This window comes from Micromonospora sp. NPDC048063, assembly GCF_043202855.1.
Classification (GTDB): Bacteria; Actinomycetota; Actinomycetes; order Mycobacteriales; family Micromonosporaceae; genus Micromonospora.
Genome location: NZ_JBIDBG010000001.1, coordinates 960,366 through 974,514 on the forward strand (window position 1 = coordinate 960,366; position 14,149 = coordinate 974,514).

Below are 14,149 nucleotides of genomic sequence, written 5' to 3' on the forward strand. Positions count from 1 at the left end.
TCGACGGGTGGGCGCTGAGCAGCCGTGGAGCCGGCCGGCCCGGCGGCGCCGCCCGATGCGCACCGGGCTGGTGTTCGCGGGCGTCGCCGTGCTGCTGTGCTGCGTCGGGGTGGCCGGGCTGGGCGCCTGGAACGTGCAGGTGGTCACGCAGGCCAGTGGTCCGGTGCGGGAGACCGCCGACGGGTTCCTGCGCTCCGTCGCCGCGGGCGACACCGACGGCGCGTACGACCGGCTCTGCGCCGACGCGCGCTCCCGGTGGAGCCCGATCGGGTTCACCAGTTGGCTGCGCACGCCGCCGGTGGTCAGCGGCTACGAGATCCTCGACGTGTCGGTGGCGACGCGCGGCGGCCGCCCGCAGGGCACGGTGACGGTGCGGCTGACCCGCGACAGCGGGCTGACCGAGGAGCGGAAGCTGTCGGTGGTGCGGGAGGGCGGCGACTGGCGGGTGTGCGGCGACCCGTACTGACGGGTCAGCGGCGCGGGCCGAGTTCGCCGGCCCGGTAGTGCCGCCGGCACAGCACCTGGTAGCGCACCTCGGCGCTGTCCACCGTGTCGCCGATGACGACCTGTTCGCCCTCGCGGACGACCCGCCCGCCGACCACCCGGGCGTTGAGCAGCCCTTCCCGGCCGCACCAGCAGAGCACCTCGACCTGGATGCGGGCCACCTCGTCGGCGAGTTCGAACAGCCGTTGCGCGGCCGGGAACAGGCAGGATCGGAAGTCGGTGGCCAGCCCGAACGCGTACACGTCGACGTCGTAGCTGTCGACCAGCTCGGCCATCTGCTCGATGTGCTCCAGGTTGTAGAAGGAGGCCTCGTCGCAGATGAGGTAGTCGACGCGGACCCCCTCGGCCCACGTGTCGCGCACCAGCGTGCGCAGGTCGAGGCCGTCGGTGACCTCGACGGCCTCGTGGGCCAGCCCGATGCGGGTGGTGACCTGCGGGCCCAACGAGCGGTCGATGCGGGTGGTGACCAGGCCACGGCGGCCCTGCCGGGCGTGGTTGTGGTTCATCTGCAACGCCATCGTGGACTTGCCGCAGTCCATCGGCCCCCAGAAGAACTTCAACGCCGCGGCGTGCAGCGGACGCCCGTCCACGCCCCGCGCCGCGGCGCACCCGGCGGGGGAGTCGTCGGGGCCCAGCGGCGGGCGCGCCAGACAGGTCGGGGCGGCGGCGTGGTCGGTCACGGTCGGGCAGCCTAGCTGATCGACGTCCCCCGATCAGGTTGGTGCGGTCCGCGCTGCCTCACAGCACCCGGGGCGGGGTGTTGCCGGCGGCGACGATCGCGCGGCGGATCGGCACGGCCAGCAGCAGCAGGAACCCGACGACGAAGAAGATGAGCAGGGAGACCAGGCCCACCCGGTACGAGGACGTCAGCTGGAACACCAGGCCGAAGGCCAGCGGGCCGAGCCAACTCGTGCCCTTGTCGCTGATCTCGTAGAAGCCGTAGTACTCGCCCTCCTTGCCGGCGGGGATGAGCTGGCTGAACAGCGACCGGCTCAGCGCCTGGCTGCCGCCGAGCACCAGGCCGATGGCCGCGCCGAGAACCATGAACGGCAGCGGCGCCTCGGCGGGCAGCCGGAACGCGCCGAGGATCACCCCGGTCCACAGCACCAGGCTGATCAGGACGGTCTTCCAGGCGCCGATGCGCGTGGCGAGCGCGCCGAGCAGCAGCGCGCCGCCGAAGGCGAGGAACTGCACCAGCAGGATGGTCACGATCAGGGTGCTCTGGCCGAGCTTCAGCTCCTCGGTGCCGTACTGGCTGGCCAGGGCGATGACGGTCTGGATGCCGTCGTTGTAGATCAGGAACGCGAGCAGGAAGAACAGCGTCAGCGGGTACGCCTTGATCTCCCGCAGGGTGCGGCCGAGCTGCCGGAACCCGTCGGTGACCGGGTTGCCGCCGGCCAGCGCGGCGGCGGTGGGGTGTTCGCGCAGCCAGCGCAGCGGAACCAGGGTGAACGCCGCCCACCACAGCCCGGCGGACACGATCGACCAGCGGGCCAGGTCGAGGGTGCGCTGGTGGTTGCCCTCCTCGCCGAGCATGCTGACCGCGACCAGGTTGAGTGCCAGCAGCAGGCCGCCGCCGAGGTAGCCGAGGGCCCAGCCGCGGCTGGAGATGCCGTCACGGTCGTCGGGGCCGCCGAGCTGCGGCAGGAACGAGTTGTAGACCACGACGCCGGCGCCGAAGGCGATGTTGGCGACGAGGAACAGCAGCCCGCCGAGCAGGTACCGGTCGCCGGTGACGAAGAGCATGCCGACGGTGGCGCCGGCGCCGGTGAAGGCCGCCGCGGCGAGCAACCGCTTCTTGTGCGCCGACCGGTCGGCGACCGCCCCGATGACGGGCAGCACGAACACGGTGAGGAACACCGACAACGACACCAGGTACGGGAAGTACGAGCCGGCGGCGACCTTGATGCCCAGCGGGTACACGTACCCGGTGCAGGTGTCGGCGCCGAGTTCGCAGCCGGCGGCCAGTTCGGTGACGGTGGTCAGGAACGGGCCGAGGAACACGGTGATCACCGTGGTGGAGAAGGCGGACATCGCCCAGTCGTAGAAGTACCAGCCGGTGCGTTCGCGGCGGGTGCTCGCCGGGGCGGGGGTGTCGCCGACCGTGGGGGTGGCGGTCTCGGCCATCGGGGGTCCTTCGGCGCTCAGGCGGCCCAGTGGCCGCGGCTGCGGTAGACGTCGCGCAGCACGCCGACGTGATCGGTCATGATGCCATCCACACCAAGATCAAGTAACTCGTGCATCTCGGCAGGTTCGTCGATCGTCCAAACGTGCACCTGCAGGCCGAGTCGGTGGGCGTAGCGCAGGAACCGGCGGTCCACCACACGCACCCGCCCGTAGCGCACCGGCACCTGGGCGGCGACGACCGACGGGGGCAGCCGCAGCGCCCGGCCGGTCAGCGAGGCCATCCGCAGCCGGGCCACCCCGCGCATGCCGAGGCTGGTGGCGATCCGGCCCCCGGTGCTGGCGCGCAGCCGGGCCAGCCGGGCGTCGCTGAACGAGGCGAGCAGCACCCGGTCGCCGGCGTTGGCGCGCCCGACCGTGGCCACGGTCGGGTCGACGCCGCCGTCGGCCTTGACGTCGATGTTGAACCGGACCCCGGGCCAGGCGTCGAGGACCTCGTCGAGGCGGGGCACCACGGCGGCGCCGCCGACGCGTACCGAGGCCAGGTCCGCCCAGCGCAGGTCGGCGATGCGCCCCGGCTCGCCGGTGACCCGCGTCAGGGTGGCGTCGTGGAAGACCACCGCCACGCCGTCGGCGGTGCCGTGCACGTCGGTCTCCACGTACCGGTAGCCGAGCCCGATCGCGCGGGCGAACGCCGCGGCGGTGTTCTCGTCGCCCTCGGCGGCGCCGCCGCGGTGGGCGAAGGCCAGCGGCGCGGGGGCGTCGAGGTAGGGGTGACGGGTCAGCACGCGACGCAGTATGCCGGTCTCCGGTTGCCGCGCGGCGACCAGCCCGTGACCGTTGATCGCCGGTGCGGACCGCTTTCCGGGGCGGCCGCCGCGCAAGCCCACGGGCGTGCGCCGAACCCACGGTCGCGCCGGTCGTTCGCTCACAGGCTGTCACGCCGCATGGATTACTCAGTGTGCGGGGGCGTCAGGTCCGGGCGGGTGCCGGTTCTGCCCCTTTGCTCTGCAGCCCTATGCGCACCACCCCGTTGGCCTGCGGGTTCTCCCCGGGGCTTGGCGCTGGCCGCTGTCCACGGGTCTCACTCTCGGTGGCCGGTGCGTCGATGGGTGCAGAGCAAAGGGGCCGACAGGGGTCCTCCAGTGGGAGTGACCGCCTGTGCGCTGAGTGACGATTCGGGTGGCAGGACAGGTTCGCACGACAAGGCGGCCGCCGCGTGGGGTGGCGGGCGGCGCGCGGCGCGCGCTCCGGGCGCGCTCCGGCTGCGGCCGGGACGAGACTCGGGTTCAGGACGTCGGGCGGCGGCGGTGCGAGCGGCTGGTGTCGGCGGGGCGGCCGGGGTCGACGTGGCGGGGCCGGTCGGGCTCGTCGGGCCGCAGCGGGACGAGGCCGTCGGTGATGGCGTCGATGATCCGGTCGGTGGCGTGCCGGGCCGCGCCGGGCGTGACGGGCGTGACGTCGCCCAGGTTGACCGGGTCACCGAAGTGCACCCGGACCACGGGGCGCCGCCACATCGCGCGGGCGACGCCGCGCAGCAGACCCTTCGGGGCGCGGTAGGGCACCACCTCGTGCGACCCCCACTGGGCGACCGGGATCACCGGCGCGGCGCAGGCCAGGGCGAGGCGGGCCGTGCCGGTCTTGCCGCGTTCGGGCCACATGCCGGGGTCCAGGCCGATGCGGCCCTCGGGGTAGACCAGGATCACCGAGCCGCCGGCGACGGCCGCGGCGGCGTCGTCGAGGGCCCGGTGTACGGCGCTGGTGCCCCGGTCGACGCGGATGTGCCCGGCGCGGCGCATCGCGGTGCCGATGACGGGGGTGCGGAACAGCCCGCCGGTGGCCATGATCCGGGGGGCGACGCCCCGGGCCCGGCAGGCGGCGGCGAGAACGACCGGGTCGAACGGGCTGATGTGGTTGGCGGCCAGGATCAGCGGGCCCCGGCGCAGCGTCTCGGGTATGTCCCCGCTGACCTCGAGGCGGGCCACGAGCGCGACGACGGCGCGGGCGAGCAGTTGCGCGGCGCGCCAGATCAGCGGGGGCTGCCACGTCGGGTGGGCGGTGTCCATCAGCCGGCAATGGTCGCACGCGCGGGCCGGGTGGTGGGGGCGGGGGAGTCGGTTCGGCCCCGACGGCGCGGCGACCGTCGGGGCCGTTCGGCAGAGGTGATCAGGGTCATTGGTCCCGGGTCGGTTAGGGACCCCCGCCCCTGCCCATTCGTCTACGACGAGAAGTAGTATTTACTACGTCTCGTAGTATGCACAGCTGGGGGTTTCTGGTGGACGCGTTGGACGTCGCCCGCTGGCAGTTCGGTGTCACCACCGTCTACCACTTTCTCTTCGTACCGCTGACCATCGGCCTGTCCGTGCTGGTGGCGATCCTGCAGACGATGTGGCACCGCACCGGCGACGAGAAGTACCTGAAGCTCACCAAGTTCTACGGCAAGCTCTTCCTGATCAACTTCGCCATGGGCGTGGTCACCGGCATCGTGCAGGAGTTCCAGTTCGGCATGAACTGGAGCGACTACTCCCGCTTCGTCGGCGACATCTTCGGCGCGCCGCTCGCCATCGAGGCGCTGGTCGCGTTCTTCCTGGAGTCGACCTTCATCGGCCTGTGGATCTTCGGCTGGGACCGGCTGCCCAAGCGGCTGCACCTGGCCGCCATCTGGGCCGCCGCGATCGGCAGCAACCTCAGCGCGTACTTCATCCTCGCGGCGAACTCGTTCATGCAGAACCCGGTCGGCTACCGGATCAACCCCGACACCGGCCGCGCCGAACTGACCGACTTCATGGCGGTGCTGACCAACAAGGTCGCCCTGGTCACCTTCCCGCACACCATCGCCGGCGCGTTCCTGGTCGCCGGCTCACTGCTGGTCGCGGTCGCGCTGTGGCACCTGATCCGCAACCGCGACTCGGCCGACACCCCGGCCTACCGGTTCGCCGCCAAGTTCGGCTCCTGGGTCACCCTGGTCGCCACCGCCGGCGTGATCATCACCGGCGACATCCAGGGCAAGATCATGACCGAGGTGCAGCCGATGAAGATGGCCGCCGCCGAAGGGCTCTACACCACCGAGTCGCCCGCCTCGTTCTCCGTGCTCACCGTCGGCAGCCTCGACGGCAGCCGCGAGCTGTTCGCCCTCAAGATCCCGTACCTGCTGTCGTTCCTCGGCACCGGCGACCCCAACGGCACCGTCCAGGGCATCAACGACCTGCAGGCCCAGTACGCCACCCAGTACGGCGCCGGCAACTACGCCCCGATCATCCCGGTCACCTACTGGAGCTTCCGCTTCATGATCGCCTTCGGGTTGGCCGCCGCCGCCATCGCGCTGCTGGTGCTCTGGAGCCAGCGCAAGGGCCGCACCCCGGCCAGCAGGTGGCTGCTGCGCGCCGGCCTGGCCATGCCGCTGCTGCCCCTCGCGGCGAACTCCTTCGGCTGGATCTTCACCGAGATGGGCCGCCAGCCGTGGATCGTGTTCGGCGAGATGCTCACCCGCGACGGCGTGTCCCGCAGCGTGTCGATGACCGAGGTGCTCACCTCGTTCACCGCCTTCACCCTGATCTACGCCGCCCTCGCCGTGATCGAGGTCAAGCTGCTGCTGCGCTACGCCAGGGCCGGCGTGCCCGACCTCACCCCGGATCCCCAGATCGACGACAGCCACGACGACGCCGAGCGCCCGCTCGCCTTCGCCTACTGATCACCGGAGCCCACCGTGGAACTCACCACCATCTGGTTTCTGCTCGTCGCGGTCCTGTTCACCGGGTACTTCATCCTGGAGGGCTTCGACTTCGGCGTCGGCATGCTGCTGCCCGTGCTCGGCCGCAACGACCGGGAACGCCGCGTCCTGATCAACACCATCGGCCCGGTCTGGGACGGCAACGAGGTGTGGCTGATCACCGCTGGCGGCGCGATGTTCGCCGCCTTCCCCGAGTGGTACGCCACCCTGTTCTCCGGCTTCTACCTGCCGCTGCTGCTGATCCTGCTGGCCCTGATCGCCCGCGGCGTCGCCTTCGAGTACCGCCACAAGCGCTCCGAGGCGTCCTGGAAGCGGCGCTGGGACACGGCGATCTTCGTCGGCTCGCTCGTGCCGGCGGTGCTGTGGGGCGTGGCGTTCGCCAACATCCTGCGCGGCGTGCCGCTGGACGCCGACCACGAGTACGTCGGCGGCCTGCTCGACCTGCTCAACCCGTACGCCCTGCTCGGCGGCGTGACCACCGCGGCGCTGTTCCTCACCCACGGCGCGGTGTTCCTCGCGCTGAAGACCGTGGGCGACATCCGCGAGCGTGCCGGCGCGCTCGCGGTGCGCCTGGGCGTGGCCACCGCGGTGCTCGCCGTGGCGTTCCTGGCCTGGACGCTGACCATCCGCTCCAGCACGGCCGCCGTCGTGTTCGCCGTCGGCGCGGCGCTGGCCCTGCTCGGCGGTCTCGCCGCCGCCCGGGCACGCCGGGAGGGCTGGGCGTTCACCGGCACCGCCGTGGCGATCGGCCTGGCCGTGGCGACGCTGTTCGCGGCGCTGTTCCCGAACGTGCTGCCGTCCACCCTGGACGGGGCGGGGACGTTGACCGCCACCAACGCCGCCTCCACCCCCTACACCCTGAAGATCATGACCTGGGTGGCGGTGGTGTTCACCCCGATCGTGCTGGCCTACCAGGGCTGGACGTACTGGGTGTTCCGCAAGCGCATCGGAGTGGCCCACATCCCGCAGCACTGACCCGGCCCGGGACTAGGGTGAGGTGATGACCGGCGACGCGTGGACCAACCTGTTCGGCAGCGCGACGCCGGTCGTCGCCGCCCCGCTCGCCGGGGGCGCCACCACCTGCGCCCTGGTCCGCGCCGTCGCCGCGGCCGGCGGCTTCGCCTTCCTCGCCGCCGGCTACAAGACCCCCGAGGCGGTCGCCGCCGAGCTGGCCGAGCTGCGCGCCACCGGGACGCCGCACGGGGTGAACCTGTTCGTGCCCGGTGCCCGCGACATCGACGAGACCACCTTCCGCCGGTACGCCCACCAGATCGCCGCCGAGGGCGCACCGTACGGGCTCGACCTGGCCGGCGCGCCGCTGGTGCACGACGACGACCACTGGCCGGACAAGATCGACCTGCTGCTGGCTGCCCCGGTGCCGGTGGTCAGCTTCACCTTCGGTCTGCCCGACCCGGCGGCGGTGACCGCGCTGCGCCGCGCCGGCACCCGGGTGCTGGTCACGGTGACCTCGGTGGACGAGGCGCTCGCCGCACGCGAGCTGGGCGTCGACGGCCTGGTGGCCCAGGGCACCGAGGCCGGCGGGCACAGCGGCACCCACACCCCGCACCGGCCGGCCCCGCCGACCTCGACCCGCCCCCTGGTCCACGACGTGCTCCGGGCCACCGGGCTGCCGGTGGTGGCCGCCGGCGGCGTCGCCGGCCCCGACGACGTCCGTGACCTGGTCGCCGCCGGTGCCACCGCGGTGGCCGTCGGAACGTTGCTGCTACGCACCGACGAGAGCGGGGCCAGCCGCACCCATCGCGACGCCCTGGCCGACCCGGCCCGCACCGGCACCGTGCTCACCCGCGCCTTCACCGGCCGGCCGGCGCGCGGGCTGCGCAACGCCTTCATCGACCGGTACGAGCCCGTCGCGCCGCTCGGCTATCCGGAGCTGCACCACCTGACCCGGGGCATGCGCGCGGCGGCGGCCGCGGCCGGGCACGCGGACCGGGTGCACCTGTGGGCCGGCACCGGCTACCGGCACGCCACCACCGGCCCCGCCGCCGCCGTGGTCGAGCGGCTGACCGCGACGCTCTGACCGGGCGCCGGCCGGGCCGACGGCGCCACCGCCACCCGCCCCGCCGGCGCCCGCCGCTCAGTGGGCCTCGCGCAACTCCGCCAGCCGCGCCTCGATCTCGGCCAGCTCCGCGCGCAGCTTCTCCGCCTGCTGCTCCGCCTCGGCACGCTCCGCCGCCATGATCTGCTCCACCGCCTCGTGGACCCCCGGCACGTCGACCAGCGCCACCATCCGCAGCGCCTCCGCCGGCTTGACCACGTACGGCTTCGCCAGGGACTTGCTGCCCTGCTGCGCCGCGACCGTCCACTCGCCGTCGGCGTACGCCAGCGTGACCGTCAGCCCCGTTGGGCCCTTCGGCTTCGCCGCCTTCACCGGCCGCCGCGCCGGCTTCGCCTCCGCCGTCTCCACCTTCGGCTCCTCCCGCTGCTCCCGCGGCGCCGGCACCGGCGCCCGGTCCAACACGAACTCCGGCTCCGCCGGCACCGGCGCCGGCTCGGGCTCCGGCTGCGGCTCCGCCACCTTGCGGCCCACGCCCCGCGGCGCCACCGCCACGTCGGCGGGGGAGAAGGGCAACTCGTCGCGACCGAACCGGACCACCACGAACTCGTCGGACGCCGCCGGGTCGGTCAGCTCCACCACCTGCCCCACCTGCCCGGCGATCTGGCCCGCCGACGCGGTGAACACCACCTTCGGTTTCCGCCCCGCCGCCAACGCCTCCCGGATGGTGCGCACGTCCTCGTCGGACAACCCCTGGCCAGCGCCACCCATCAGCAACCTCTTCCCTCGTACACCTGTTCAGACGCCTGCCTTGATACCAGCCGGCCCCGACACGCGCGAGATCAACCCCCCAGCGCCCGCAGCGCCGCGTCGGCGTGCGCGTTCATGTTCAGCTCACTGTGGACCACCCCGATCACCCGCCGGTCCGTGCCGATCACGAACGTCATCCGCCGCGTGCCCAACGCGCCCAGCGGCAGCCGCCGCCGCACCCCGAACCGGTCCGCCACCACACCGTCCGGGTCGGACAGCAGCGGATAGTCGAACCCGTGCAACCGGGAGAACTCCGCCTGCCTCGCCACCGGGTCCCGGCTGATGCCCACCCGCTGCGCGCCCACGGCCGCGAACTCCGCCGCCAGGTCCCGGAAGTGGCAGCTCTCCGCCGTGCACCCGCGGGTCAGCGCCGCCGGGTAGAAGAACAGCACCACCGGGCCGGCGGCCAGGAACTCCGACAGCCGCCGTGGCGTACCCGTCTCGTCGGGCAGCGTGAAGTCCTCCACCACGTCCCCGACACCCACACCCGCCACCGCACACCTCCACCGTCGTCACCAGGGTCGCGCCGAGCGTATGCGGCGACCGGGCCGCCCACCCCCACACCCGCCGCCACCGACCGCCCGTGTGACCTTCCCCTCCCGCAGCAGGCGCGCCGGTCGCGGTAACGTCGGCCCAGCAGCCACGGCAGGGGAGAGGCGCATTGAATCCCGTCACCGTCATCACCGGCGGCAGCCGCGGCATCGGCGCGGCCACCGCCCGCCGCCTCGCCCACGCCGGCCACCACGTCGTGTTCGGCTACCGCCGTGACCGCGACGCCGCCGACAAGGTGCTCGCCGACCTCCACGCCACCGGCGTACGCGGCCTCGCCGTGCCCGCCGACACCCGCGACCCCGAGCGGGTCGCCGCCCTGTTCGACGCCGCCGCCGACCTCGGCCCGATCACCGGCCTGGTCAACAACGCCGGCGTCACCAGCCCCATCGGCGCCTTCGTCGACCTCGACCCGGCCGACCTGCGCCACGTCGTCGACGTCAACCTCGTCGGCTACGTCCTGTGCGCCCAGCAGGCCGCCCGCCGGATGGGTCGCGGCGCCGCCATCGTCAACGTCTCCTCCGCCGCGGCCACCCTCGGCAGCCCCGGCGAGTACGTCCACTACGCCGCCGTCAAGGCCGCCACGGACACCCTCACCACCGGCCTCGCCAAGGAACTCGCCCCCCGCGGCATCCGCGTCAACGCCGTCGCCCCCGGCATCATCCGCACCGACATCCACGCCCTGTCCGGCCGACCCGACCGACCCGACACCGCCGCCGACCGCATCCCCCTCGGCCGCCCCGGCGAACCCGACGAGGTCGCCGCCGCCATCGCCTGGCTCCTCGGCCCCGACGCCACCTACACCACCGGCACCGTCCTACGCGTCGCCGGTGGCCTGTAGCCGTCGCATGCTGCGCCTGCGCACCACCCTCGTCCTCGCCCGCCGTCCCCGGCTCGTCGACGCGGGCTCGTGAGCGGAGGCGTCCGCGCAGGGGCGCGGCCACCCGATCGGTAGGAAAGTTTCACCGATTGCCCCGGCCGATACAGATCATTTACGATCGACGCCCATCACTCGACCGGGTGCCCGGACACCACGGGCCCGAACAGGGGAGACCCGATGAGCGACGACCTGGGAACACGCCGCCTGCTCGACACGCCCGCCCGGCGCCGCACCCTCCTCACCGCACTGGGCACCGGCGTCGGCATCGGCGTCGTCGGTATGCCGAGCCCCGCCATGGCGGCCGTCGCCGGCTGGAGCAACCCCACCCTCGGCACCCTGACCTCCGGCTACAAGACCCCCAGCCGCCCCACCCACACCGGCTGGGACGTCGCCAACAACCAGGGCACCCCCGTCTACGCCACCGCCGACGGCACGGTCCGCGACATCAAGACCAACTCGTACCCGGGCGACACCACCAGCGGGCCCCTGCCCGGACGCACCGGCAACAGCGTCCACCTCAACCACGCCGACAGCTACTTCTCCTACTACGGCCACCTCCACCGCGTCCTGGTCGACGTCGGCCAGCGGGTCAGCTGCGGACAACTGATCGGCCTCATGGGCAACACCGGCAACTCCAGCGGCCCGCACCTGCACTTCGAGATCCACCGCCCCCGACTGACCTCCACCGACCCCCGGATCTTCCTCGCCAACCGCGGCATCACCCTCGGCGCGACGGCCCCCGTCGGCAGCACCGGCTACCCGAGCGTCAGCCAGGGCGCCTCCGGATGGGTGCCCCGCACCATCCAGTACCTCCTGCGGGCCCGCGGCATCACCGTCGTCGTCGACGGCGTCTTCGGACCGGCCTGCACCTCCGCCGTCAGGTCGTTCCAGACCAGCCGCGGCCTCTACGCCGACGGCCTCGCCGGCCCGATCACCTGGACCGCCCTCATCCTGCCCCTACGGGAAGGCAACTCCGGCGACCTCGTACGCGGCCTCCAGACCGCCCTCAACGCCCGCGGCGCCAACCTCCTCGTCGACGGCTCCTTCGGCTCGGTCACCGCCAACGCCGTACGCGGCTTCCAGAGCCGCAACGGCCTCGTCGCCGACGGCCTCGTCGGCCCCGTCACATGGAGCGTGCTCATCTGACCCCGGACACCGCCACGAGTGCGCCCTCTGGCCGCGCCCGGGCTGACACGACGTCCTCTTGAGACGACACTGCCCGGCCGGAGAGATCACCGGCCGGGCAGCATCCTGGCTCTGGTCAGTTGCCGGTAGACGCGCCCTTCAGGCCCTGCAGCATCTCGGCGAAGTCGGCGGTCTCCGCCGCAGGCGGCGTCTCGACGTTCGCCGCCTTGCCGTAGTCGGTGTAGTCGACCGTCATGTCGCCCATCTTGCCCATGTCCAGGCTCGCCCGGCGCGGCCGGTACTGCTCGTCGACCCAGAGGTCGATCGTGAGCTCCTTGACGCCCTGCTTGGCGTACTGCTGCTCGACGCCCGACCGCAACTCGGCGTCGAGCTGCCCCAGGTAGGTCGCCACCGGAGCAGTGACGGTGTAGTGGACCGTGCGCGCCCCGTTCACCGTCTCCTCGCCGACGACCGTGACACCCTCGGTGGCGAGCAGCGTCTTGACCTGCTTGGTCGGGTCGATGTCCTCGAACTGCTTGGTGAAGTCCATCCCCGCCTGCTCGCCGGCCGCGGCCAGGTCCAGCTTCATCCAGCGCTTCCCGCCGATGCTCGCGCGGTCCTTCGCCGGGATCTCGACGTAGACCACGCTGCCGATCATCCGGACGACCGTCGGGCTGCCGTCCGGGCCCGCCGTCGTCATCTCGGCCTTAACCGGGTCTCCCAGATCGACCACGCCCTGCACCGAGATCTTCTCGCCGCCCGCCGTGCCCTGCATCGTCACCGTCACCGACTCGCTCTTGTCGGTGGCGTCGATCGTCTTCTGCAACGAACCCTTGAGATCGCTGGCGAGCAGCTCCAGCACGCTGGGCTGCGCCGGCGCGTCCGAGCCGGGCTTCGAGCCGCAGGCAGTCACCGCGAGTGCCGTGAGCGCGGAGACCGCCAGAACAGTGGTCTTCTTCCAAAGTGACACGTGACAGCTTCTTTCCCCCGAAGGACTCTGGAGATCTCCCCAGACAGAGCGACGACACGCTATCCCAAGCGGTCAACATCGAGGCGCATCCCCGCCGGATCTTTGGTGGAAACCGACACGGCGGCAGGGGAGCGGCGGCCACAATCGGCACATACCGCCCACCCGTGGCGTCGGCCGTCGCCCCCGGGCGCGCCCGGGGGCGACAACCCGGCACCGACCGCGCCGACCCAACGGACCTGGTGTCGACCGCGACGTACGATCCGCATGTGACCAGCAGACCGGACCTGGAGCAGCGCCTGCGCGACCTCACGCGGCTGCGCCGCGTCCGCGACCGGATCGACCGGGAGTACGCGCAGCCGCTGGACGTCGAGGCGCTCGCCCGCGGCGTCAACATGTCGGCCGGACACCTCAGCCGCCAGTTCCGCGCCGCGTACGGCGAGTCGCCGTACGCCTATCTGATGACGCGGCGCATCGAGCGCGCGATGGCGCTGCTGCGTCGTGGCGACCTCAGCGTCACCGAGGTCTGCTTCGCGGTCGGCTGCTCCTCACTGGGCACCTTCAGCACCCGCTTCACCGAGTTGGTCGGCGTGCCGCCCAGCACCTATCGCGCCCGGACAGCACCCGCGAGCGCGGAGATTCCGCCGTGCATCGCGAAACAGGTGACCAGACCGATCAGGAATCGAGAAGCCCCCCGCCCCGAGCCGCAACTAGCGTGACTGCCATGAACATCACCATTCACTCGAGCTTCCTCCCGCACACCGACCCGGACGCCTCCCTGGCCTTCTACCGCGACACCCTCGGCTTCGAGGTCCGCAACGACGTCGGCCACGGAGGGATGCGCTGGATCACGGTCGGCCCCGCCGACCAGCCCGACACGTCCATCGTCCTGCACCCGCCGACCGCCAGCCCCGGCATCACCGACGACGAGCGCCGCACCATCCTCGAACTGATGGCCAAGGGCAGCTACTTCGGCGTCAACCTGGCCACCCCCGACCTCGACGACACCTTCGCGAAGCTGGAAGGCAGCGGCGCCGAGGTGGTCCAGGAGCCGACCGAGCAGCCGTACGGCGTCCGCGACTGCGCGTTCCGCGACCCCGCCGGCAACATGATCCGCATCCAGGAGCTGCGCTGAGCCGCCCGGCGATCGCAGCCACGCCCCAGACAGACGGCACCGTGAACGAGCCCACGCACGACGCCGGTGGGCCCCCCCCGCGACATCCCCATGATCGAGGGGAAGACCGAGGTTCTCGAGATCGACGCGCTGCCGCAGAAACGGGATGACTTCGTCGCGCGCACCGGCTTCGACCCGCGCGCGCCGGCCACGCCGTACCGCTGGTTCCGCATCTCCCCGCGCCGCACCCAGACCTGCCGCGAGGTGAACGAGATGCCCGACCGCGAGCTGATGCGCGACAGCCACTGGTTGGTCTGACGCCCGGCCGGGCG

16 protein-coding genes are annotated in these 14,149 nt (G+C 72.5%); 9 read left to right on the plus strand and 7 right to left on the minus strand.

All coding sequences use genetic code 11. The features are described from left to right. Positions 1–7: 7 nt before the first annotated feature. Positions 8–466 (plus strand): hypothetical protein, encoded by a 459-nt coding sequence (locus ACGFZ2_RS04305; protein WP_393261859.1) that lies wholly within the window; start codon positions 8–10, stop codon positions 464–466. A gap of 4 nt (positions 467–470) precedes the next feature. On the opposite strand, the gene ACGFZ2_RS04310 is transcribed toward ACGFZ2_RS04305, so the two are convergent. From ACGFZ2_RS04310 to ACGFZ2_RS04325, 4 genes are all read right to left on the minus strand, one after another. Beyond that, entirely contained in the window at positions 471–1,184 is a 714-nt protein-coding gene (locus ACGFZ2_RS04310; RefSeq protein ID WP_393450037.1) for a thymidine kinase, read from the minus strand. 58 nt (positions 1,185–1,242) lie between these two features. Then, the gene (locus ACGFZ2_RS04315) at positions 1,243–2,631 is read right to left on the minus strand and encodes an MFS transporter (protein WP_393450040.1); all 1,389 of its coding nucleotides are present in this window, start codon (positions 2,629–2,631) and stop codon (positions 1,243–1,245) included. Between the two features lie 17 nt (positions 2,632–2,648). Beyond that, the gene (locus tag ACGFZ2_RS04320; protein WP_393261855.1) at positions 2,649–3,416 is read right to left on the minus strand and encodes a glycerophosphodiester phosphodiesterase; all 768 of its coding nucleotides are present in this window, start codon (positions 3,414–3,416) and stop codon (positions 2,649–2,651) included. A 501-nt stretch (positions 3,417–3,917) separates the two neighbouring features. After that, positions 3,918–4,694, minus strand: a complete 777-nt coding sequence (locus ACGFZ2_RS04325) for a lysophospholipid acyltransferase family protein (RefSeq protein WP_393450043.1) — start codon at positions 4,692–4,694, stop codon at positions 3,918–3,920. A gap of 209 nt (positions 4,695–4,903) precedes the next feature. Between ACGFZ2_RS04325 and ACGFZ2_RS04330 the strand changes: the two genes are divergently transcribed. From ACGFZ2_RS04330 to ACGFZ2_RS04340, 3 genes are read left to right on the plus strand one after another with little or no spacing between them, the layout of a single operon-like run. Then, the gene (locus ACGFZ2_RS04330; protein ID WP_393450261.1) at positions 4,904–6,319 is read left to right on the plus strand and encodes a cytochrome ubiquinol oxidase subunit I; all 1,416 of its coding nucleotides are present in this window, start codon (positions 4,904–4,906) and stop codon (positions 6,317–6,319) included. A 15-nt stretch (positions 6,320–6,334) separates the two neighbouring features. Then, positions 6,335–7,333 (plus strand): cytochrome d ubiquinol oxidase subunit II, encoded by a 999-nt coding sequence (gene cydB / locus ACGFZ2_RS04335; protein ID WP_393450046.1) that lies wholly within the window; start codon positions 6,335–6,337, stop codon positions 7,331–7,333. A 25-nt stretch (positions 7,334–7,358) separates the two neighbouring features. After that, positions 7,359–8,396 (plus strand): NAD(P)H-dependent flavin oxidoreductase, encoded by a 1,038-nt coding sequence (locus tag ACGFZ2_RS04340; protein WP_393450049.1) that lies wholly within the window; start codon positions 7,359–7,361, stop codon positions 8,394–8,396. Positions 8,397–8,453: 57 nt separating this feature from the next. Here ACGFZ2_RS04340 and ACGFZ2_RS04345 read toward each other — a convergent pair whose 3' ends face one another. Together ACGFZ2_RS04345 and ACGFZ2_RS04350 are read right to left on the minus strand one after the other, a co-directional pair. Beyond that, complete coding sequence (locus ACGFZ2_RS04345) at positions 8,454–9,143, minus strand: hypothetical protein (protein WP_357697340.1); 690 nt, start codon at positions 9,141–9,143, stop codon at positions 8,454–8,456. Between the two features lie 71 nt (positions 9,144–9,214). Continuing rightward, positions 9,215–9,676, minus strand: coding sequence for a peroxiredoxin (locus ACGFZ2_RS04350; protein ID WP_393261841.1), 462 nt, complete (start codon positions 9,674–9,676; stop codon positions 9,215–9,217). Positions 9,677–9,843: 167 nt separating this feature from the next. On the opposite strand from ACGFZ2_RS04350, the gene ACGFZ2_RS04355 reads away from it, so the two are divergent. Together ACGFZ2_RS04355 and ACGFZ2_RS04360 are read left to right on the plus strand one after the other, a co-directional pair. Beyond that, positions 9,844–10,572, plus strand: coding sequence for an SDR family NAD(P)-dependent oxidoreductase (locus ACGFZ2_RS04355; protein ID WP_393261839.1), 729 nt, complete (start codon positions 9,844–9,846; stop codon positions 10,570–10,572). Positions 10,573–10,788: 216 nt separating this feature from the next. Beyond that, positions 10,789–11,757 carry a peptidoglycan DD-metalloendopeptidase family protein gene (locus ACGFZ2_RS04360; protein ID WP_393450053.1) on the plus strand — a complete coding sequence of 323 codons (969 nt, stop codon included), beginning with the start codon at positions 10,789–10,791 and terminating at the stop codon, positions 11,755–11,757. A 115-nt stretch (positions 11,758–11,872) separates the two neighbouring features. On the opposite strand, the gene ACGFZ2_RS04365 is transcribed toward ACGFZ2_RS04360, so the two are convergent. Then, on the minus strand, positions 11,873–12,706 hold the full coding sequence (locus tag ACGFZ2_RS04365) for a hypothetical protein (RefSeq protein WP_393261835.1): 834 nt from the start codon (positions 12,704–12,706) through the stop codon (positions 11,873–11,875). A gap of 266 nt (positions 12,707–12,972) precedes the next feature. Here ACGFZ2_RS04365 and ACGFZ2_RS04370 point away from each other — a divergent pair, with 266 nt between their 5' ends. The 3 genes from ACGFZ2_RS04370 to ACGFZ2_RS04380 all read left to right on the plus strand — a co-directional run bounded on the left by ACGFZ2_RS04370 (position 12,973) and on the right by ACGFZ2_RS04380 (position 14,135). Further along, a complete protein-coding gene (locus ACGFZ2_RS04370) occupies positions 12,973–13,422 on the plus strand; it encodes a helix-turn-helix transcriptional regulator (RefSeq protein ID WP_393450056.1) in 450 nt (149 codons plus the stop codon). 5 nt (positions 13,423–13,427) lie between these two features. Next, positions 13,428–13,838: a VOC family protein gene (locus ACGFZ2_RS04375; protein WP_393450059.1), complete on the plus strand. Its 411-nt coding sequence runs from the start codon at positions 13,428–13,430 to the stop codon at positions 13,836–13,838. 90 nt (positions 13,839–13,928) lie between these two features. Further along, positions 13,929–14,135 carry a hypothetical protein gene (locus ACGFZ2_RS04380; protein WP_393450062.1) on the plus strand — a complete coding sequence of 69 codons (207 nt, stop codon included), beginning with the start codon at positions 13,929–13,931 and terminating at the stop codon, positions 14,133–14,135. Positions 14,136–14,149 lie beyond the last annotated feature (14 nt).

Coding starts and splice junctions, on each gene's coding strand:
- ACGFZ2_RS04340 (WP_393450049.1), top strand. CDS start 7,359: ATGACCGGCGACGCGTGGACCAACCTGTTCGGCAGCGCGACGCCGGTC.
- ACGFZ2_RS04345 (WP_357697340.1), bottom strand. CDS start 9,143: ATGGGTGGCGCTGGCCAGGGGTTGTCCGACGAGGACGTGCGCACCATC.
- ACGFZ2_RS04315 (WP_393450040.1), bottom strand. CDS start 2,631: ATGGCCGAGACCGCCACCCCCACGGTCGGCGACACCCCCGCCCCGGCG.
- ACGFZ2_RS04325 (WP_393450043.1), bottom strand. CDS start 4,694: ATGGACACCGCCCACCCGACGTGGCAGCCCCCGCTGATCTGGCGCGCC.
- ACGFZ2_RS04380 (WP_393450062.1), top strand. CDS start 13,929: ATGATCGAGGGGAAGACCGAGGTTCTCGAGATCGACGCGCTGCCGCAG.
- ACGFZ2_RS04375 (WP_393450059.1), top strand. CDS start 13,428: ATGAACATCACCATTCACTCGAGCTTCCTCCCGCACACCGACCCGGAC.
- ACGFZ2_RS04360 (WP_393450053.1), top strand. CDS start 10,789: ATGAGCGACGACCTGGGAACACGCCGCCTGCTCGACACGCCCGCCCGG.